We start from the raw sequence: 20,547 nt of genomic DNA, 5'->3' as shown, positions 1-20,547 counted from the left end.
TCGCTCCGGCGCCTGTAACCTAGAATTGGATCGAAGATGAATTATGCCAGCTTTCCTCTCGACAAGAGGATGCCATTGCCCAACCCCGATCAGGAAAAGGGTGAAGACTTCATCGACGTCGAGCGCCTGCTTGGCATGGCGGCGCGTCAGGTCAAGGTGGTGGCGGTCTGCGCCATCATCGGCCTGTTCCTGGGGTTGCTCTATCTGCAGACCACGCCCAAGCAATACATGTCGGTCGCCAGCGTGCTGATCGACGAAGGCCTGAACAAGGTCATCGACGACATCTCGGCTGCATCCGTCACCATGCAGACCGACGCCGCCCTGCTCAGCCAGATCGAAATCATCACCTCGGCGCGGCTGGCCTCGGTGGTGGTCGACAAGCTGAAACTCGACCAGAACGCAGAGTTCATGAACCCGCCGCAATCGGCGCTGGTCAAGGGCATCGGCTTCGTGCGCGGCGTGATCGGCTATTTCCGCTCAAGTTCCGCCGAGCAGATTCCCGGCATGGAAAACGTCGATGAGGCGACACGCCAGGCCATGATGCAGACGGCGCGCCACGACTATGCCGTGCTGAAGCTGCAGAGCGAGGTGCTGGCGCAGCGCAACGGCCGCTCCTATGTGCTCGCCATCGGTTACCAGTCGACCAATCCGGCGCTCGCCACCGCCATCACCAAGGCCTATGCCGACGCCTATCTCGCCGACCAGCTCAACGCCAGTTTCGACGCCACCGAACGCGCTGCGGTCTGGCTGCAGGGCCGGCTGACCGAGCTTCGTCAGAACTCACAGGCGGCCGCTATGGCGGTCGAGAAATTCAGGGCCGAGCATGGTCTGGCCGCCAACAGCGACGGCCAGCTGATCAGCGACAAGCAGATTGCCGATCTCACCGCGCAACTGATCGTCGCGCAGGCCGATACGGCGCGCGCCAGCGCCCGCTATCAGCAATACAAGACCATCGTCGAAAGCGGCTCGGACAATGCCTTCAACGATTCCGCCATCTCAAGCGATCAGCCGGCAAGCTCGGTCATTGCAACGCTCAAGACCCGCTATCTCACAGTCGCCAAGCGGCTGCAGGACGTGACGGCCAATTTCGGCGCCGACCATCCGCAGGCGGTGGCGCTGGCCAAGGAAAAGGCCGATCTGTCGACCCAGATTTTCGGCGAGTTGAAGCAACTGACCGAAAGCTATCGCAATGAATATGAAGTCGCGCTTTCACGCGAGACCTCACTGAGGCAGAAGATCGCCGACGCGGCCGGCAAGAGCTCCATCGACAACCAGAGCCAGGTCAAATTGCGCGAACTCGACCAGCAGGCGCAGGCGCTGACCACGCTCTACCAGACCTTCCTTAGCCGCTACGAGGAGGCCTCGCAGCAGCAATCCTTCCCGGTCGGCAAGGTCCGCATCATCTCGGATGCCTCAACGCCGCTTTCCGCCTCAAGCCCGCGCACCTCCAGGGTGCTGGCGCTGTCGCTGGTGCTTGGCGTGCTGCTTGGCGCCGGCTTCGGTGGCCTGAATGAGTTCAACGAGCGCTTCTTCAGGACCGGCGAGGACATTCGCGATCGCGTCGGCCTCAAATTCCTCGGCTATTTGCCGATGATCGGCGGCAGGCTCGGCAAGGACGCCGACGGCGGTGCGGCGGATGCCAAAGGCGCCAACACATTGTCGGCGGCCGAGAAACGGGCGCGCATGCGGGTCAGCGTCGATGCGCCGGCATCGATGTTCTCCGAAACGCTGCGCAACGCCAAGATCGCCTTCGACGTCGTCATGGAAGGGCAAGGCAGCCGGGTCATAGGCGTGGTCTCGGTCCTGCCCGGCGAGGGCAAGTCTACGGTCGCCGCCAATCTCGCCGGATTGCTGGCCGCCAACGGCTCGAAGACGCTTTTGATCGACGCCGATCTGCGCAATCCTGGCCTCAGCCGCAACCTCGGCATGGAGGCCGAGCAGGGGCTGATGGAGGCCGTGGTCAACGGCCAGACCTGGCAGTCGGTCGGCAAAGTCGACCGCCAGACCAAGCTGGCGATCATCCCGGCCGTGCTGCGTGGGCAGTTCTCGCATACCAGCGAGCTGCTGTCGTCGGCCGGCATGCGGCGCTTCATCGACAACGCCAAGGAGACGTTCGAGTACATCATCGTCGACCTGCCGCCGCTCGGCCCCGTGGTCGACGCCAAGGCGTTTGCGCCGCTGGTCGACGGCTTCGTGCTGGTTGCCGAATGGGGCCGCACGCCGCGCGCCATGGTGCGCTCGCTGCTGGAGCAGGAACCCTACGTCGCAAGCAAGGTCGTCGGCGCCGTGCTCAACAAGGTCGATCTGAAGAAGCTGCCGAAATACGGCTCGCTCGGCGGCTCGGAAAAGTTCTTCGACCGCTATTCGACCTACTATCTGGAGAAATCGGACGTGCGGGCCAAGACCGCCGCCTGAACGGAGCGCGATCCTGAAAAGGAGCGTGATCCGGAAAAGCAGATCCGGTTTTCGGAAAAGATCACGCTCAAACGAAGAAGCACGGCAGGTCAGGAAAAGATCAGCTTGCCGAATTTACCGGCGATCCTGAGCGCTGTCAGCCGGCCGCTTTGAAAGGCGCCGGTGTCGATGCCGAGCCTTCGCCCGTCAATCCTGGGGATATCGACCGGCGTGTGCCCATGCACCACAAAGCGGTCGAGCAGATAGGCGGCGTTGAAGAACTCGTCGCGGATGTTGAGCAGATCCTGCTCATCCTGTGCGACCAGGTCGATGCCCGGCCTGATGCCGGCATGGACGAAAACGAATTTATCCGAACAGAGCAGCACCGGCAGGCTGCGCAGGAAGTCGATATGGCTGGCCGGAATGACTTCCTTCACGCGCCGGTCGACCGCGTCGCTTGAGGCATAGAGGCTGGCAAGCCGCGCCGGATCGACCCCATAGGAAAACAGCGTCTCGAGGCCGCCGACCGCCAGCCAGCGGTCCCGCGACAGATAGCCGTCGAGATAGTTCAGCATCGCCACTTCGTGGTTTCCCGCCAGGCAGACGCGCAGGAACCCTGTTGGCGGCAGAGCCAAGAGGTGGTCGAGCACGCGCGCCGATTGCGGCCCGCGATCGATATAGTCGCCGAGCATGACGATAATCTTGCGGCCGCGAAATTGCAGCGCGTCGAGCTGGATCTTCTGCTCCAGCGACAGCAATTCCTTGTAGCAGCCATGCACGTCGCCGATCGCGTAGACGACGGTGTCGTCCATATCCATTTCCAGGCGCTCGCGCGGCGCCGGCCGGGGAGGTCTGGACCGCTGAAACAACGCCACTGGGGCCGTCAGAGCCCGATGCCGCGGGCTTTGAGCGCCGCGGTGATCTCGTCAAGAATGGCGGGATCGTCGATGGTCGCCGGCATCGTCCATTCTTCCTTGTCGGCGATCTTCTGGATGGTGCCGCGCAGGATCTTGCCGGAGCGCGTCTTGGGCAGGCGCTTGATCGTCACCACGGTCTTGAAGGCCGCGACCGGGCCGATCCGTTCGCGCACCAGCCCCACCACTTCGCCTTCGATGACGGCGGTATCGCGCGACACATCGGCATTGAGCACGACGAAGCCGAGCGGAACTTGGCCCTTCATCACATCGGCGACGCCGATGACGGCGCATTCGGCAACATCGGGATGCGCTGAAAGCACCTCCTCCATGGCCCCGGTCGACAGCCGGTGTCCGGCGACATTGATGATGTCGTCTGTGCGCGCCATGACATAGAGGTAGCCGTCCTCGTCGATCATGCCGGCATCGGCCGTCTTGTAGAAGCCGGGAAATTCCTCGAGATAGGCTTGCCGGAAACGCTCGTCGGCATTCCACAGCGTCGGCAGGCAGCCGGCCGGCAGCGGCAGTTTCACCACCACATTGCCAAGTGTGCCGCGCGGCACTTCATGGCCGGCATCGTCGAGCACGCGAATGTCGTAGCCCGGCATCGGCACGCCGGGCGAGCCGTATTTCACCGGCAGCAGGCCGAGGCCCGCCGGGTTGATGGTCATCGGCGAGCCGGTCTCGGTCTGCCACCAATGATCGACCACCGGCACGTTGAGTTTCTGCTCCGCCCATTTGATGGTTTCCGGGTCTGCGCGTTCGCCGGCCAGGAACAGAGTGCGGAATTTCGACAGATCGTATTTCGGCACGAATTCGCCCTTGGGGTCCTGCCCCTTGATGGCGCGGAAGGCCGTCGGCGCGGTGAACAGCGCGACCACGCCGTGTTCTGCGATCACCCGCCAATAGGTGCCGGCGTCGGGTGTGCCGATCGGCTTGCCCTCGAACAGCACGCTTGTCGCACCATGCAGCAGCGGTCCGTAAACGATGTAGGAATGGCCGACCACCCAGCCGACATCAGAGGCCGCCCAGAATACTTCGCCCGGTCTGACGCCGAACTCGTTTTCCATCGTCCATTTGAGCGCGACCATGTGGCCGCCATTGTCGCGCACGATGCCCTTCGGCTGGCCGGTCGTGCCGGAGGTGTAGATGATGTAGAGCGGGTCGGTGGCGAGCACCGGAACGCAATCGACGTTGGCGCCCGCGGCGCGCTCGCGGGCAACGGCGTCGGCAAAATCGATATCGTAATGCTCCCTCAGATCGCAGCGCAGCTGGTCGCGCTGCAGGATCAGGCAGGCGTCCGGCTTGTGGCGGGACATTTCGATCGCCTTGTCGAGCAGCGGCTTGTAGGCCACGACACGTCCAGGCTCCAGGCCGCAGGACGCGGAGATGACCAGCTTCGGCTTGGCGTCGTCGATGCGGGTGGCGAGCTCGTGCGAGGCAAAGCCGCCGAACACCACCGAATGCACCGCGCCGATGCGGGCACAGGCAAGCATCGCGACCGCCGCTTCGGCCACCATCGGCATGTAGATGATGACGCGGTCGCCTTTGCGAATGCCGCGGTTCTTGAGCACCGAAGTCAGCGCTACCACTTCGCGCTTCAATTCGGCATAGGTGAATTTCTTGACCGTGCCGGTGATCGCGCTGTCGTAGATAAGTGCGATCTGGTCGGCACGGCCGCCTGCGACATGGCGATCGAGAGCGTTGAAGCAGGTGTTGCAGCTGGCGCCGTTGAACCAGCGCCCGTAAACGCCGGCCTTGGCATCGAAGACGCTGGTCCACGGCGAATACCAGTCGATCGCCTCGGCCGCATCGGCCCAGAATTGTTCTGGGTCGCGTTTCCAGCCGTCATAGACCTCGTGGTAGCGTGACGCCATTCATCCCTCCTCGGGAAAACTCTCTATCTTGCAATAGCCTATGCGGGTTTTCCCGGCCACGTCTTTCCCCAAATGCCATGTCTTTCCCGAAATTTGGCGCTTGGCCGATCTCGCCTTGGCCATAAATTGCAGGCACCATGGCCGGGTTTGAAATCGGGGCAGGGCGCGCAATGACGGTACGATACGGGGTTGGATCTGCCGTTGGAGCAGCGCTGCTGTTGACGATCGTTTCCGCCGCCCAGGCCGGCGATGCCGCCGCGCGGCGCATCATCGGCTTTTCCCCCGACGGCAAATATTTCGCCTTCGAGCAATATGGCGAGCTCGACGCTGCCGTTTCCGGCTGGTCGCAGATCGACATCATCGACACAAGCACAGACGAGTTCGTCGGCGGCAAGCCGATCCTTGTCCTCGACGAATCGGAAGAGGCGACCACGACGGTGGAGCAGGCACGGGCGCAGGCCGCAAAGCAGGCCGCGCCAATCCTGGCCAAATACGGCATCGCCGAGCGCGGCACGCGCACGGCCTCCGACAGGTTCACCTTCCCGGACGACACGGTCGAGTACAACGACATTTCCCGCCTCGAGCAGGCCGCGCAGAAATGGCTGTCGCCGTTCTATGGCGAAACACAGATTTCGACCATCCAGCTCGATGAGATTTTGGCCGACAGCAAGACGGACTGCTCGGCAAGCTTCGATGACGCCAAGCCAAGCGACCAGGCTCTTCCGAGCGACAAGACACTTCAGGGCGAAAAGAAACTTCAAGGCGCCAAGACGGGCAAGGCGCGCGGCTTCCGCCTGTCGCTGCAGGGGCAGGACGGCAAGCCGTTCAAGGTGCTGCACGAGGACAAGGCCGTGCCGGGCTCGCGCAACTGCCCGACTTCCTACAGCCTGTCGGAATCCTACGAATACACCCCGCCCGGCAGGCCGGCGGTAGTGGCGGTGCTGGTGCAGCGCTTCAGCCAGGGCTTCGAAGGACGCGACCGCCGCTTCATCGCCGTAACCGGCCATGCACGCTAAGCCGCGGCCCGTCTTGTGGCAGGCAGAAAAAGCTCATGCGCCCGGAGAAAGCAGGGCGTTCGTGTCGGATATCAGTCTTAAAGCGGCAAGGCCGCCAGCATCAGCCCGACGCCACCCGCAATCAATATGGCGGCTGCCAACGCTTTTCGATGACGTTCGAACGCGGTCGGCGCCCGCTCCCAGTTGTAACGCATACCCAATGCTCTCCCAAAACCCCGCGACTCCATAGCTTACTTTAGGTAAGAAAAGCAACACCTTGACCCTGCGAGATAGCTGGCTTGACCGTTTGCGGCGGTGATTCCCAGCCGCAATCACCGACTATTTCTGGGGTGCTTCCCCGTTCTCAGGCTCTGAATGATGTGGAAGTTACCACAATCTGAAATTGGATGTCTCCATTAGGCTTCGGTTGCCTGTGTCGTGAGGATGGTGGCGTTGCCGGATTGCCACAGAACGGTCAGGCCGGCTTGTTCTCCCTCTCGTCCGCGCAATGGACAGACCCGCATCGCCGCGCTATCTGCTCTCCAGGAAAATGGTGGAGGGGCTCCATGGCCCAAATCGGTTCTGAAATGGTTCTGCGGCTGGCGGACGACGCCTCGGTCCAGCATGTCGGCGATGGCGCCGTCGTGCTCTTGGCGCGCAGCGGCCAGCTTTACACCTGCAACGGCACCACCGAAGCCTTTCTCGACAAGGTGGACGGCGCCCGCAGCCTTGACCAGATCGTCGTCCTGTTGTCTGACGAGTTCGAGGTCGACAAGGGCACGCTCGACCAGGACATGGCGGCGCTGGCCGCCGAACTGGTGAGCGAAGGCATTCTCGCCGACCCGGCTCCCTGATGGTGGACGGCGTTCTCCTGCGCGCTTTGTTTCGTGTCCATTTATGGGCAAGCGCGCGGCTGATGCCGACCCTGATCGGCCGCCGCAGCTTCGAATCGGTGCTGAAATGGGCGCCGCTCAGCGCACCCACCCCTTATCGCGGCCTGTCGTCAGCCTACATCGTCGCTGCCGTCAACCGGACCGTCCGGCACCCCTGGCTGATGCGCGACCGCAGATGCCTGCGCGAGGGCCTGCTCGCCCACCGCTTCCTGCGCTTTGCCGGCTTCGATCCGGATCTGCGCTTCGGCGTCGATCCGAAGTCGATGCAGGCGCCGCGTATGTCTGCCCATTGCTGGGTCTGTCTCGATGGCCGCCCGGTGGTCTCGGACAGCCTCCCCGGCATGGTGCAGATCTATCGCCATCACGCCGATGCCGGAAAGGCGCACGCTGCTTGACCGGTCCGGCGACCACCTTCTGCTATGATCTCCAGGGCCAGGTCATCAGCATATCGGCCTCGCGGGCCGATCTCTGGCCGAGCTTCGACCTCTTGCTCGGCACGTTGCGCGTGAGCGGGCCGGTCGAGCCCGATTTCCGCGTCGACATCGTCGAGACGCGGGAGTTACCGGAATCGCCTGCCGGAAAACTCGCTTTCGACGGCGAGGTGCCGGAGGACGGCCATTGCCGGCTGATCGACGGTGGCGGCACCGTTCATCTGGTCTTTCCCGGCCTGCAGACCGTCTCGATCAATGCCGATGGAGGCTGGGCCGAGATACGAGTCCATCCCGATGCCAAGGTCAAATGGACGGTGCTGATGATGGTGCTGGATGCAGCACTTGATGCCGGCGACCAGCACATGCTGCACACCGCCGGCCTGACATTGCCCGGCCGCGAGGCGCTCGTGCTGATCCATGCGCCGAGCGGCACCGGCAAGTCAACGACGTCGCTGGCGCTGGCGTCGCAAGGTTTCGGCCTGTGCTCGGATGACGCCATGATCCTCAAGGTTTTGGCCGGTGGCGGCATCACGGCCTGGGGCTTGCCGCGCAAGGTGAAGGTCCACCGCCACACCGCGGCAATGCTGCCCTTCGTGGCGCCTTGCCTTGGCGACAAATGGGACGCCAATGGCGAGCAGGCCGTCTCGCTGGAACGTCTCGCCGAGATCATCCGCATCGAGGAAACTGTCGGCAGACCGGTTGCGGCACTGTTTCATCTCGCCCGCTCGGCGGACGCGCAAACCCGGCTCGTGCCCATGACCAGGACAGACGCCATGGTGGCGCTTGCCACCGACAATGTCAGGACCGGCATGACCGGCCTTTTGCCGGCGCAGAAGCGCCGCATGGCAACCATCGCAACGCTGGTCAAAGCCGTCCCGACATTTACCCTGGAAGTCGGCGCGAACCCGGCCGAGGCGGCCCCGCTGATCCGCTCGGCGCTGGCGGCGCGGGACTAAAGCACACTTCAGGCAGAATGCGGCTTTGGCCTGGCGAGGCGCTGGATCCAGCGGAAGGCGTCGCGGCGCAGGCGCGAATGCATCTTGTCCCTGGAATTGACGCCGAGCAGCGTATCGCCGGTGATCAGCCATTTGGCCAAAAATATCGAGAGGTCGGGCTTGATGCGGTCGGCCAGTTCGATCGCGCGCGGTGCATCAAACAGCCGCCCCGTCACATTGAGAACCGTCGCCAGTTCGAGCTCGATGCCGCTGATGCGCGCCGCCTCGAAAAGCCGGTCTTCATCCGCGGGCGACCGCAGCGCGCGCACGCCCTGCAGCACATCGACGCAAAGCTGCAGCCGGTGGAACTTGTGCCCGCCGGCGGCGTGGACAATGGCGATGGTCAGCAGCGCGGCCGGCGTGTCGGCCTCGCTGCCGTCGATGATCTGCAATTCGCGAAAGCCCAGCGACAGCCGCCGCCGCATGCCGGAATCATGCACCAGGTTGCCGTGCAGTTCGATCAGCAGGCTGGTATTCTCCTTCTCCAGCCACTTGAACTCCTGCAGATCCTGCGACTGCGCCTCGCCGCTCCAGAGCTCGAAGCCGCATCCGGCAATCACCGTGTTGGCTTCAATGATGCTGGCCGGCTCGACCAGAATGTCGATGTCGGTGAACGGCCGGTCAGCGGCGTGGCGGTAAAGTTTGCGTGCGAAGACCGGACCCTTGACGATGCGGGCCGGAACATTTTTCGCCGCCAATGCCTTCATGATGCGGTCGCCATGATATTGCAGCAGCATCGATTGGCCGGTCGCCAGCGTCGAGCGATCACGCAGTTCCGACAGCTTTTGCCGCAAGGCTGCGTCCGCAGGCAGTTGGGCGTCGCCGATCTCGCTGAGCTTGCGCAGCATGATCGGCAGCACGCCGTGGAACTCGGCATTGGCGAGCAGTGCCAGCAAGCTTTCGGCAGCAACGTCACGGCCAATGGCAACCGTCGCCTCCGGGTCGGCGAAGGTCAGCAGCAGTTTTTCATCGGCAGGCGCAAGAGATGGCAGCATCAAACCCGGATTGCGTTCGCCCACATCAGCAATTCCCGTCCGGAATTGCGTCAAACAACCAACTCAGAGGAGCGTATGTTGCAGAAAAGCATGCATGAAGCCAGCGTGTGGTGGCAGAACCAGCTCATGAATTGACTTTCCACGGTTTCGGTCCATTCTTTTGCACTTGACTGAAAAGGGTGTTTGGAATGGCCAAGAAAAAGTATGAAGCGCCCGTGCTGCGCAAGGCAGGAAAGTTGTCCAGCGTGGTGGCCGGGCCGTCGCTGCCGATACCGCGATAAGACTTCTACGGCTTCGGTTTGGATGAAGCCGGAGCGGTCGGCCGCAAGGCAAGCCGCGCTGCAGGCGGGCAATCTGTCGGCGTGACTGCGGGTAACGGTCCGTCCGGTCCCGCAGGCTAAGGCAAGTTCATAAGCCGCCTGTTCGGGATATGGGCAAGGCCCCTCCGTTACAGTCCCCAGCGCAGCGCGGCTGTGTGCACCGGCGCGTCCCACATTGACGTTACCTCGTCATCCAGCATGGTCAGCGTGATCGAGCAGCCGGCCATGTCGAGCGATGTCACGTAGGACCCGACCAGCGAGCGGGTCACCGTCACGCCCTGTTTTTCGAAGATGTTTCGGGCGCTGTTGTACATCAGATAGAGCTCCATCAGCGGCGTGCCGCCAAAGCCGTTGATGAACAACAGTGCCGGGCCTTTCGCCCTGTCGCCGAGATCGCCCAGGATCGCGGCGCAAATCTCTTCGGCGATCGCATCGGCGCTTTTCAACGTGTCGCGACGCCGGCCGGGCTCGCCATGAATGCCGACGCCGAATTCCATCTCGCCATCACCAATCTCGAAGGTCGGCCTGCCGGCCGCCGGCACCGTGCAACTGGTCAGCGCCACGCCCATCGAACGCGTCGCGCTGTTGATGCGACCGCCGAGCGCCTTGAGATCCGCCAGCGCCATGCCTTGCTCGGCGGCGGCGCCGACGATCTTCTCCACCACCAGCGTGCCGGCGACGCCGCGCCGGCCGGTCGTAAAGGACGAATTCTCGACGGCGACGTCATCATTGATCACCACCTGCAGGACGCCGTCGGCCATTTCGCCGGCCATGTCGAAATTCATCACGTCGCCTTCATAGTTCTTGACGATGAACAGGCAGCCGGCGCCGGTATCGACGGCGGCGGCCGCCGCCAGTATCTGGTCCGGCGTTGGCGAGGTGAAGACCTGGCCGGGGCAGGCGGCGTCCAGCATGCCGTGACCGACAAAGCCGGCATGCAACGGCTCGTGGCCGGAACCGCCGCCCGAGATCAGCGCCACCTTCCCCGGCTTCATCACCTTGCGGCGAATGAATTTGTGCTCCTCGCCCAGCACCAGGATGTCGGCATGAGCTGCAACGAAGCCGTTGAGGCTTTCGGTCAGCACCGTGTCGACGGAATTCATAAACTTCTTCATGTGTCCTCCCGACACAACACGATCAGCCACCACTCCTGCCGGTGATGCTGGTGATCTTCTGGATGAATTCGTTGATCGCCTTGTCGAGCGCTGCATTCTGCTTGTCGTCGCCGAAATCGGGCACGATCAGCGAGACATGCCGGGTCTTGCGCATGCCTGCCGCAACCGACATCTTGCCGGGATGCGCCAGATGATAGGCAGCCAGAAACTGATCGCGCTCGGCCGGACTGAAATGGCAGACCGAAAAAATAGCCGGCAGATGTTTTGACGGGATCGGGGTCGAATAGGCCGCGCTGGAAATCTGGGTGACGAAGCTGCGGTGCTTGCCAAGCGCGTCGGCAAGGCGTTGTCGCATACCCGACGGTCGCTGGTCGATGACCTGCGACAGGATCGTCTTGTAGGCGCGGATCGCCTCTTCGGAGCCGGCTTCTGGTGTCTTGTCGGCCATCTCAGTCATCCTAGACCGATGCATCCGAGATGGCCGCCTTGGCCATGGCGAGTTGGGCGGGAGCCACCGAGAGATCCCGCAGGCCGGCCTCGAGCAGTGCCGGGATCGATGCCGGATCGCCGCCGGCATCGCCGCACAGGCTGACTGGGATTTTCGCGCGCAGGCCAAAAGCGGCAACCGAGCCGATCAGCCGCAACACGGCGGGATGGCGGACAGAATTAAGATGCGCCACGGCTGCGTTATCGCGGGCAGCCGCCATTACATATTGGGTCAGATCGTTCGAACCGATCGAGAAGAAGGCGACATCGGCGAACGCCTCCGGCGCGATCGCCACCGAAGGCACCTCGACCATGATGCCGAGCGGCGGCATTTTTTGCGCGATGCCGCGCGCGGCAAGCCCGGCCTGCTCCTCCACGAACAGAGCGGCGGCGCGTTGGTATTCCTCCGCGACGGCGATCATCGGAAACATCACCTTCAGATTGCCGTGCACCGCCGCGCGCAGCAGCGCCCGGATCTGTACGCGAAACACCTCCGGCCTTGCCAGCGACAGCCTGATGCCACGCAGCCCGAGGAACGGGTTGCTCTCCTCGACGGTGAAGCCCGGCACCGGCTTGTCGCCGCCGGCGTCGACGGTACGGATGGTCACCGGCTTGTCGCCTGCCCATTCCAGCACCTTGCGATAGGCCTGGTATTGCGTCTCCTCGTCCGGCGGCGCCTTGCCGAACAGGAATTCGGTGCGCATCAGCCCGACCCCGTCGCAGGTCGAAATGTCGATGCCGTCGACCTCGGACGGATCGGCGATGTTGACCTGCACGCGCACTGTCGTCCCGGCCCGGGTTACCGCCGGTTTCGCGAGATAGACTCCGGCCTTGTCTCGATGTGCCACAAACGAGGACGAGGACCGGTGGAACGCTTCGATCTCGGTCGTGGTCGGCGAAAGCACGATACCGCCATGCTCCGCATCGAGCAGAGCCAGACCGACGGGATTAGCCGGCGAAGCGCCAAGCCCCACCACCATCGGCACGCCGCGCGAGCGCGCCAGCATGGCGACGTGGCTGGCGGCGCTGCCGGCCCTCAGCGCGATGCCGCCGCCGGTGCTCCAGTCGGTCTCGAGAAAGCGCGTCGGCGCGATGTCCTCGCCATAGAGAATGGCGCCCGCTGGTGGAGCGCTCTCCTGCTCCTCGGTAAGGGCGCGCAGCACGCGGTCGCGGATATCGCTGATATCGGCGGCGCGAGCCCGGAAATAGTCCTGGTCTGACGTTTCGTAGCCGGAGATCTCGGCGTCCAGCGCCTGTCGCCAGGCCATGTCAGCCGGCATGCCGGACGCGATCGCGGCAAAAGCCGGGCCGGTCAGGGCATCGTCCTCAAGCATGGCGAGCTGGAATTCGAGAATGCCGGCGGCCTCCTCATCGGCGGTTTCAATCAGGGTCGCGAGCCGGTCAGCCGAACTGGCGATAGCTGCTTCCAATGCAGCCTTTTCCTCGCCGGCTGTCGCCTTCCGTGAGTAGTGCGCGGTGCCGTTGTCGAGATTGAACAGCGGCCCCTCGGCGTAGCCGGCGGAGGCCGAAATGCCTTGCAGCCTAAGCGGTTCGGGCATGGCCCGCGCCTTCGTCGAAATCGCGCCGCACCAGCTCGACCAGCGCTCTCACGGCATCATCGGCGCCGTCGCCTGTGGCCCGGATGTGCAGCATGGTGCCTTTCGGCGCCCTGGCCGCCATCACCTTGACGATGCTCTTGGCGTCGAACCATGGGCCGTTGGCAGAAAGCGCAATCTCCACCTCGGCCGCAAAGCTCTTGGCAAGCTTGGTGAACTTCACCGAAGGGCGCGCATGCAGACCCACCTCGTGGGTGATCAGGACGGTCGCTTCGGCAAAGGCGGACATCAGGTCAAAATTCCCGTTCACTCACGACGGCGACAATTCATGCGCCGTCGCCACCACTTCCTTCAGCGAGGCGCCGCCGGAGGACTCGGTCGCCGCCATCACCGCGCCTTCGACGATCGGCGCGTTGCAGACGATGATCTTCTGCGCCCGCGGCTCGCCGATCATTTCCACCGCCATTTCCGAATTGGTCTCGGCGCCGCCGAGATCGACCAGTATGGCGACGCCCGCCTCCGACCACGCCTTGTCGATGGCGCCTATGATCGCTTCGACGCTGGTGCCGAGCCCGCCATGGCCGTTTCCGCCGCACCATGCAAGCGGCACTTCGTCGCCCACCATCTGCCGCACCATGTCGGCCGTGCCTTCGGCAACCAGCGGGGAATGCGAGACGATGACGATGCCGACATTGCTCATGCTTGGCCCTCGACGGTTTCGGCGACGGTCCGCACCAGCAGCGCCACAGAGCGTCCGCCGGCATCCATATGACCGATTGAGCGGTCGCCGAGGAATGAGGCGCGACCGCGTGTTGCCTTCATCGGCACGGTCGCCTCGGCAGCCATGTCGGCGATATCTGCAATTTCCATGGCCGTCTTTCCTTCGACCAACGCGTCCTGCACAGGTTGCAGCACATCGAGCATGGTCTTTTGACCGACCTGGGATTTGCCTCTGGCGGCCACAGCTTCGATTGCCTTGCCGAAAGCAGCCGCCAGATTGGCACGATCCGGCTCTCCCGAAATCTCCTTGCCCAGCGCCAGGAACAATGTACCGAAGAGCGGCCCGGATGCACCGCCAACCGTCATCACCAGCTTGGTGCCGATCGCCTTCAGCGCCTCGGGCAGCGGCTTGGCCGAAAACGCCTCGGCATCGGCACGCAAGGCCTCAAACCCGCGCTTCATGTTCAGCCCATGGTCACCGTCGCCGATCGCCTGGTCGAGCGCGGTCAACTCTTCCGAGTGAGCGGCGATCGTGTCCGCGGCGGCGGTGATCAGCCTGGCAAGGTCGAACGCTGCCATGTCCAGATTCCCGGTTTCGATCCTGCCGGCAGTATCGCAAGAGTTTTCATTCGACAATCTAAGCATGCCGTCAGGCCGTTGCATGCAGCGCGGCGGCCGCGAACACTTCGGCCACGGCATGGGCGCCAGGGTCGACTACGCCCTGCAATTTGGTGCCGACATAGGCGGAGCGCCCGGCCTTCGCCTTCTCCATGGCCGCGGTCGCCTCGGCGCCGTGCCGTGCCGCTGTAGCCGCGGCATCCAGCCCCTTGGCATCGAGCGCCTTCAGCCCCGGCTCCAAGGCATCGACCATGGTGCGGTCGCCGACCCTGGCGCCGCCATAGAAGGTCATCCGGTCAAGCCCGGCAAGCAGCGCCTTGGACAGGGTTGCTCCGCCGTTCGAAGCCTGAGCCGCCGCCGTGAAGAAGATCGACAGCAAGACGCCTGAGGAGCCGCCCATTGCGACGCCCAGACTATCGCCTATAGCCGCAAGCGTGGCGGCAGGGTCGGCCAGCGGCAGCGCATCGAGCCGTTCCAGCACGCTGCGCGCGCCGGTCGCAACCGTCGAACCGGTATCGCCATCGCCCGCCTTGGCGTCGAGCCCGTTCAGTGTCTCTTCGAGCGCGATCAGCCGTTCGCAGACCGTGATGATCAAACGCCTGGTGCCGGAATCCTGGCTGGCCCTTTGGGCTGCGCTGTTTCCAGCCGCTTTCGCCATAGGCACGATAGCCGGCGCGACGACGGTTTTGGCCGGCATCCAGGCATGTGGGCCGACAGGCGCCAGCAAGGCTGCCTCGCGCGCCGCATCGAGCTTGATCAGCGACAGCGAAAAACCGTTCATGTTGAGCGCCGTCATCAGCGGTCCGGGGCCGATCGCAAGCTTCACGGTCTTGGCCAGCGGCGAGGCCAGCACGGCATTGGCGACCAGCGACATTTCGAGCGGCGGCACCGAGCCGAGATTGTTGATGAGCAACGCGTGGCTGGCGTTCGGGTCGAGCCGCGCGGCCAGCCGCTCCGCCATGATCGCCACAAGTCTGTCGGCGCTCTGCACGGCGATGCGCTCGACGCCCGGCTCGCCATGGATGCCGAGGCCGAGTTCGCCGTCATTTTCGCCGAACCGCTCTTCATGTGGCTGGCCGGGGATCGAGCAGGACGACAGCGACATGCCGAGCGAGACGATGTCCTTCGCCGCCGCGCGAGCGGCTGTAGCAACGGCTGCCAAGTCCTGACCGGTCTCCGACAAATGGCCGGCGATCTTGTGCACGAACAAGGTGCCGGCGACGCCGCGCGGCTGGTTGATACCCGGTAGGGCGATGTCGTCGGCAACGATCGCCATCTCGACGCGAAACCCCTCGGCGCGCGCCTTCTCGGCCGCCAGGCCGAAATTGAGCCGGTCGCCGGTGTAGTTCTTGACGATCAGCAGGCAGCCGGCGGGGCCGGTCACCGCGCGGATGGCCGCCAGCACCGCCTCGACGCTGGGCGAGGCAAAGATCTCGCCCGAAACCGCCGCCGTCAGCATGCCCTTGCCGACAAAGCCGGCATGGGACGGTTCGTGTCCGGCGCCGCCACCGGAGACGACGGCAACTTTCGCCTTGTCCCAGTCGGCGCGCAGCACGACCTTGATCTCGGGGTAACCGTCGAGGCGCGCGAGATCGCCGGAACCGATAGTCCGCAACAGCCCGTCCAGCGCCTCGGTGACGATCGTTTCCCTGCGGTTGAAAAAGTGCTTCATCGAATTCGTCCTGTATTCGTCAATCAGAAGCCGGTGCCGTGCCCTTGGCGAGACACCGAAAACCTCACATCAGTCTTTGTCCGTCGGCGCCGAAATAAAGTGGCGAGCGGTAGCGGATCACCACTTTGTCGCCCTCGGCCAGATCCGTATCGGGGTCGGTGAGCGTCACCAGTTTCTTCGGGCCGACCGTAACATGCAGATGGTTCTGGTCCCCGAGATGTTCGACCCAGTCGACGACGCCGTCGGCATGGCCGTTTGCGGTCTTCTCGATCGACAGATGCTCGGTGCGCGCGCCGATGGTCTTGGTTCCGGTCGGCGCCCCACCATCAGGCAGCAGTCCCGCTGGCAGCAGATTGATCGCCGGCTGGCCGAGCCGTGCGGCGACATGAAGGTTTGCCGGCTCGGAATAGATGGTGCGCGGCGTGCCGATCTGCACCAGCACGCCATTGTTGAGGATGCCGATGCGGTCCGCCATGGTCATCGCCTCGATCTGGTCGTGCGTGACATAGAGCATGGTGGCGCCGAGCTCGGCTTGGATGCGCTTGAGTTCGAGCCTGAGATCGGCGCGCAATTTGGCGTCGAGCGACGACAGCGGCTCGTCCATCAAATAGATCGACGGCTTGCGCACCAGCGCGCGCCCAATGGCGACGCGCTGCATTTCGCCACCCGAAAGCTTGGTCGAGCGGTTGGCGAGCTTGTGGTGGATGCGCACCATCTTTGCCACCTCTTCGACGCGGCGGCGAATCTGGTCCTCCGGTACTTTCCGCGCCGGCGAGCGCAGCGGGAAGGCGAGGTTGTCGTAGACTGACAGATGCGGGTAGAGCGAATATTGCTGGAAGACGAAAGCGGTGTCGCGCTCGGCCGGCGACAGCGTCGTCGCATCGTGGTCGCCAATATGGATCGTGCCGCCATCCGGCCGCTCCAGTCCGGCGATCAATCTCAGCGTCGTCGTCTTGCCGGCGCCGGTCGGGCCGAGCAGCACGACGAATTCGCCATCGGCGATGTTAAGGTCGAGGCCATCGACGGCGACATGGTCGCCGAAGCTTTTGGTCACGCCCTTGATGTGCACGTCAGCCATGCTGCGCTCTCCCTTGAGAGGCGGTATCGTGGATCGCGGTGCGCACCGCCCGACCCGAGCCCTTGTCGAACAGCGACAGCCGCGCGCTGTTCAACGTCAGCCCGACATGATCGCCGGCAGCGAGCCGGATTTCGGCCGGCACCCGCGCCTTGATGATGCCGTCCGCCGTCTCCACCGCCACGATCTGCGTCGTGCCGAGATATTCGGTGCCGTAGATGGTGCCGCGCAGTTTCGACGCATCGTCGAAACGGATGTGCTCGGGACGGATGCCGAGCGCCATGTCGGCGGGCGCAATTTCCTCGCGCACTTCCGGCACCGCCACCTTGGCGCCCTGGACGACGATTTCCTTCGCCCCCTTCGCCAGCCCGCCACCGAAGCCCAGGAAATTCATCGGCGGCGAGCCGATGAAGTCGGCGACGAACATGGTTGCCGGGCGGTCGTAGATTTCGCGCGGGCTGCCGAACTGTTCGATGACGCCATGGTTCATGACGGCGATCTTGTCGGCCATCGACATCGCTTCCATCTGGTCGTGCGTGACATAGACGGTGGTGGCGTGGATGCGGTTGTGCAGCTCGCGCAGCTCATGCACCATCAGATCGCGGAATTCGGTGTCGAGCGTGCCGAGCGGCTCGTCCATCAGGAAGCATTTTGGCCGTCGCACGATGGCGCGACCGAGCGCCACGCGCTGGCGGTCACCGCCGGCAAGGCCCGAGACCGATTTGTTGAGCAGATGGTCGATGCGCAGCAGCTTCGCCGTTTCCTCGACACGGCTTCGAATCTCGGCCGAGGGCATGCCTTGCGCGAGAAGCGGGAAGCCGATGTTCTTGCGCACGTTCATATGCGGATAGAGCGCGAACAGCTGGAAGACGAAGGCGATGTCGCGTTCACGCGCCCGGCGCATGGTGACGTCCTCGCCGCCGAGCAGGATCTGGCCGCCGGTCGGCAATTCGAGGCCGGCGACCATGCGCAGCGTCGTCGTCTTGCCGCAGCCCGAGGGACCAAGCATGACGAAGAACTCACCATCTTCGACGACGAAGCTGGAATCCTGCACCGCGACGAAATCGCCGAAGGCCTTTCTCAAATGTTGGACGCGGATTTCGGCCATGATTATTCCGGGAACTTCGAGACGATGATGAACATCACCGTGCCGGCGAGCATGGTGATGAAGGAGTAGGTGTAGAGCGCCAGCGCGAAGGGCTGGAACAGCATCAGGAATCCAATGGCGATCAGCGTCGTGGCGATGTTTTCCATCAGGCCGCGCCGGGCCCAGCGAGGCCAGGATGACTTTTTGGAGATGGCTGGGCGCGTCATGCGCAGCTTCCTTCCTTCTGCCCGGCAACGGGGCGAGACGGTTGCCAGGTGGTTCCCCCACTCCGTCGCTGCTTCGCAGCGCCACCTCTCCCCCTCCGGAGGGAGAGGAAGGGAGTCTGGTTGAATGAAGTTCGCGCCCTTCCTCTCCCCCGTCGATCGGGGGGGAGGTGTCGAGCGAAGCTCGACGGAGTGGGGGTCGACCTGGCACACCACTCATTTGCGAACCGCGCCGAAAGTGATGCCGCGCAGCAACTGCTTGCGTAGCAGGATGGTGAAGACCAGGATCGGCACCAGGAAGATCGTCGTGCCCGCCGCCACCGCCGGCCAGTCCTGGCCGCCTTCACCGATAATGGTCGGGATGAAGGGCGGTGCGGTCTGCGCCGTGCCGGAGGTCAGCAGGGCCGCGAATGCATATTCGTTCCAGGCAAAGATCAGGCAGAAGATGGCGGTCGCGGCGATGCCGGTGGTCGCTTGCGGCAGCACGGTGCGCCAGAAGGCCTGCAGCCTGGTATAGCCGTCGATCATCGCCGCTTCTTCATACTCGCGCGGGATCTCGTCGATGAAGCCTTTCAGCAGCCACACCGCGAGCGACACGTTGACCGCGGTGTAGAGCAGGATCATGCCGAGCGCGGTGTCGGACAGGCCGAGCTCGCGGTACATCAGGTAGATGGGAATGGCGACCGCGATCGGTGGCATGAAGCGCGTCGACAGGATGAAGAACAGAAGGTCATCGGCCAGCGGCACCTTGAAGCGCGAGAAACCGTAGGCCGAGAGCGTGCCGAGGAATACGGCGCAGAAGGTGGAACCGAAGGCGATGATCAGTGAGTTGACGAAGCGCGGCAGGAAGTTGGACGGGCCGGCAATCACCATGTTGCGCTTGCGCGAGGTCTCGTCGCAGAAACCGGTCGCGGGTCCGAGCGAGTTGATGTAGTCGGGCGTTTGCCTGGTGCGCGTCGTGAACAGGTTGCAATAGCCCTCGATGCTCGGCTGGAACAGAATCTTGGGCGGATAGGCGATCGAATCCGGCGGCGTCTTGAAGCTGGTGGCGAAGATCCACAGCAACGGCACGATCGAGATCAGCGCGTAGAGCACGATGATCGTGCCGGCGATCCGCTTCGAATTGGCCGAGGGGGCGACGACGGAGTGGGCGGTGGTCAGGCTCATCTCTGCTTCACCTTGTTCAGCGCCTTGACGTAGATGTTGGCCAGCCCAAACACCGCGACGAACAGGATGATGGCGAAGGCCGAGGAATATCCGGTGCGCCAGCTCTCGAAGGCCTGCCGCTTCAGCGTGATCGAGGCGACCTCGGTGGTCGAGCCCGGCCCGCCACCGGTCAGCAGGTTGACCATGTCGAACATCTTGAAGTTCTCGATGCCGCGAAACAGCACCGCCAGCATGATGAAGGGCAGCGCCATGGGCAGCGTGATCGACCAGAACTGCCGCCAGTTGGACGCGCGGTCGACCTCGGCGGCTTCATAGATGTATTCGGGGATGGAGCGCAGGCCGGCGAGACAGATCAGCATGACATAGGGCGTCCACATCCAGGTGTCGACGATGATGATCGACCACGGCGCCAGCGACACGTTGGACAGCATCTGGATGTCGGTCGGTGGTATCCGGGTGACGAACGAGATGGCGTAGGCGAACAGGCCGATCTGCGGCTCGTAGAGGAAACGCCAGAAATTGCCGACCACCGCCGGCGACAGCATCATCGGCACCAGGATGATGGTCGTCCAGAAGGCGTGGCCGCGAAACTTCCTGTCGATCAGCCATGCCAGCGTGAAACCGATCAGCGTCTGCAGCAGGATCGTCCAGAACACGAAATGCGCCGTCGTCTGCATGGCGATCCAGATGTCCTGGTCGCCGAGGATGCGCTGGTAGTTGGCGAAGCCGAGGTTTTTCACCACCTCGTTCGGGCGGTTCGCGCGGAAGTTGGTGAAGGACAGGTAGATCGCCCAGAACAGCGGGAAGATGTTGATGGCCAAGAGCAACAGGATCGTCGGCGAGATGAACAGCCAGGCGAGGCCCCTGTCGCTGATGCCCCGGACCTTGCGGGCCAACGGCTCCGGGGTCGCCCGGGCAACGTTCTCCGCAGTCCGATTGAGCATGGTGAGTCCTGCTTCGGTCACGTCAAGTCTCGACACTGGAATTTATCTGAACTGCGTCCCGTGCCAAGG

General features: G+C 63.7%; 20 protein-coding genes. 5 read left to right on the top strand and 15 right to left on the bottom strand.

Annotation, left to right across the window (positions count from 1 at the left end; genetic code table 11):
* The first annotated feature begins 36 nt into the window (after window positions 1-36).
* Entirely contained in the window at window positions 37-2,415 is a 2,379-nt protein-coding gene (locus tag NL532_RS00815; RefSeq protein WP_023668794.1) for a polysaccharide biosynthesis tyrosine autokinase, read from the top strand.
* A gap of 89 nt (window positions 2,416-2,504) precedes the next feature.
* Here NL532_RS00815 and NL532_RS00810 read toward each other — a convergent pair whose 3' ends face one another.
* Window positions 2,505-3,206 (bottom strand): metallophosphoesterase family protein, encoded by a 702-nt coding sequence (locus NL532_RS00810; RefSeq protein ID WP_348524264.1) that lies wholly within the window; start codon window positions 3,204-3,206, stop codon window positions 2,505-2,507.
* 71 nt (window positions 3,207-3,277) lie between these two features.
* Window positions 3,278-5,185, bottom strand: a complete 1,908-nt coding sequence (locus NL532_RS00805) for a propionyl-CoA synthetase (protein ID WP_023828586.1) — start codon at window positions 5,183-5,185, stop codon at window positions 3,278-3,280.
* A gap of 218 nt (window positions 5,186-5,403) precedes the next feature.
* Between NL532_RS00805 and NL532_RS00800 the strand changes: the two genes are divergently transcribed.
* The 4 genes from NL532_RS00800 to NL532_RS00785 all read left to right on the top strand — a co-directional run bounded on the left by NL532_RS00800 (window position 5,404) and on the right by NL532_RS00785 (window position 8,460).
* Window positions 5,404-6,201, top strand: coding sequence for a DUF2259 domain-containing protein (locus NL532_RS00800; RefSeq protein ID WP_023689998.1), 798 nt, complete (start codon window positions 5,404-5,406; stop codon window positions 6,199-6,201).
* Between the two features lie 545 nt (window positions 6,202-6,746).
* A complete protein-coding gene (locus NL532_RS00795; protein ID WP_023684213.1) occupies window positions 6,747-7,034 on the top strand; it encodes a PqqD family protein in 288 nt (95 codons plus the stop codon).
* Window positions 7,034-7,468, top strand: a complete 435-nt coding sequence (locus tag NL532_RS00790; protein WP_023668789.1) for a lasso peptide biosynthesis B2 protein — start codon at window positions 7,034-7,036, stop codon at window positions 7,466-7,468. Before NL532_RS00795 ends, NL532_RS00790 begins: the two co-directional genes overlap by 1 nt.
* On the top strand, window positions 7,465-8,460 hold the full coding sequence (locus NL532_RS00785) for a phosphoenolpyruvate carboxykinase (ATP) (RefSeq protein WP_023694189.1): 996 nt from the start codon (window positions 7,465-7,467) through the stop codon (window positions 8,458-8,460). The genes NL532_RS00790 and NL532_RS00785 overlap by 4 nt, the downstream gene beginning before the upstream one ends.
* 8 nt (window positions 8,461-8,468) lie before the next feature.
* On the opposite strand, the gene NL532_RS00780 is transcribed toward NL532_RS00785, so the two are convergent.
* The 13 genes from NL532_RS00780 to NL532_RS00720 form a co-directional block, all read right to left on the bottom strand.
* Window positions 8,469-9,494 (bottom strand): nucleotidyltransferase family protein, encoded by a 1,026-nt coding sequence (locus tag NL532_RS00780; RefSeq protein WP_023668787.1) that lies wholly within the window; start codon window positions 9,492-9,494, stop codon window positions 8,469-8,471.
* A gap of 448 nt (window positions 9,495-9,942) precedes the next feature.
* Window positions 9,943-10,929 carry a dihydroxyacetone kinase subunit DhaK gene (gene dhaK, locus NL532_RS00775; protein WP_023694188.1) on the bottom strand — a complete coding sequence of 329 codons (987 nt, stop codon included), beginning with the start codon at window positions 10,927-10,929 and terminating at the stop codon, window positions 9,943-9,945.
* A gap of 22 nt (window positions 10,930-10,951) precedes the next feature.
* Window positions 10,952-11,377: a hypothetical protein gene (locus NL532_RS00770; protein WP_023668784.1), complete on the bottom strand. Its 426-nt coding sequence runs from the start codon at window positions 11,375-11,377 to the stop codon at window positions 10,952-10,954.
* 10 nt (window positions 11,378-11,387) lie between these two features.
* Window positions 11,388-12,974 (bottom strand): phosphoenolpyruvate--protein phosphotransferase, encoded by a 1,587-nt coding sequence (gene ptsP / locus NL532_RS00765; RefSeq protein ID WP_023702322.1) that lies wholly within the window; start codon window positions 12,972-12,974, stop codon window positions 11,388-11,390.
* Window positions 12,958-13,260 carry an HPr family phosphocarrier protein gene (locus NL532_RS00760; protein ID WP_023729629.1) on the bottom strand — a complete coding sequence of 101 codons (303 nt, stop codon included), beginning with the start codon at window positions 13,258-13,260 and terminating at the stop codon, window positions 12,958-12,960. Before NL532_RS00760 ends, ptsP begins: the two co-directional genes overlap by 17 nt.
* A gap of 21 nt (window positions 13,261-13,281) precedes the next feature.
* Window positions 13,282-13,671 (bottom strand): dihydroxyacetone kinase phosphoryl donor subunit DhaM, encoded by a 390-nt coding sequence (gene dhaM, locus NL532_RS00755; protein ID WP_023668781.1) that lies wholly within the window; start codon window positions 13,669-13,671, stop codon window positions 13,282-13,284.
* Window positions 13,668-14,270: a dihydroxyacetone kinase subunit DhaL gene (gene dhaL / locus NL532_RS00750; RefSeq protein ID WP_023668780.1), complete on the bottom strand. Its 603-nt coding sequence runs from the start codon at window positions 14,268-14,270 to the stop codon at window positions 13,668-13,670. The genes dhaM and dhaL overlap by 4 nt, the downstream gene beginning before the upstream one ends.
* A gap of 70 nt (window positions 14,271-14,340) precedes the next feature.
* Complete coding sequence (locus tag NL532_RS00745; RefSeq protein ID WP_023828585.1) at window positions 14,341-15,981, bottom strand: dihydroxyacetone kinase subunit DhaK; 1,641 nt, start codon at window positions 15,979-15,981, stop codon at window positions 14,341-14,343.
* Between the two features lie 64 nt (window positions 15,982-16,045).
* Entirely contained in the window at window positions 16,046-17,059 is a 1,014-nt protein-coding gene (locus tag NL532_RS00740) for an ABC transporter ATP-binding protein (RefSeq protein WP_023806151.1), read from the bottom strand.
* Window positions 17,052-18,164, bottom strand: a complete 1,113-nt coding sequence (locus NL532_RS00735) for an ABC transporter ATP-binding protein (RefSeq protein ID WP_023707800.1) — start codon at window positions 18,162-18,164, stop codon at window positions 17,052-17,054. The genes NL532_RS00740 and NL532_RS00735 overlap by 8 nt, the downstream gene beginning before the upstream one ends.
* A gap of 2 nt (window positions 18,165-18,166) precedes the next feature.
* Window positions 18,167-18,370 carry a hypothetical protein gene (locus tag NL532_RS00730; RefSeq protein ID WP_023668776.1) on the bottom strand — a complete coding sequence of 68 codons (204 nt, stop codon included), beginning with the start codon at window positions 18,368-18,370 and terminating at the stop codon, window positions 18,167-18,169.
* Window positions 18,371-18,583: 213 nt separating this feature from the next.
* Window positions 18,584-19,534, bottom strand: a complete 951-nt coding sequence (locus tag NL532_RS00725; RefSeq protein ID WP_023694180.1) for a carbohydrate ABC transporter permease — start codon at window positions 19,532-19,534, stop codon at window positions 18,584-18,586.
* Window positions 19,531-20,478 carry a carbohydrate ABC transporter permease gene (locus NL532_RS00720; RefSeq protein WP_031202816.1) on the bottom strand — a complete coding sequence of 316 codons (948 nt, stop codon included), beginning with the start codon at window positions 20,476-20,478 and terminating at the stop codon, window positions 19,531-19,533. Before NL532_RS00720 ends, NL532_RS00725 begins: the two co-directional genes overlap by 4 nt.
* Between the last annotated feature and the right edge of the window lie 69 nt (window positions 20,479-20,547).

Origin of the sequence: Mesorhizobium sp. C120A (assembly GCF_030323105.1) — a bacterium.
In the GTDB taxonomy this organism is placed as follows: Bacteria; Pseudomonadota; Alphaproteobacteria; order Rhizobiales; family Rhizobiaceae; genus Mesorhizobium.
The sequence above is the reverse complement of the archived record's forward strand: the minus strand, read 5'-3'. Positions and strand labels throughout refer to the sequence as shown.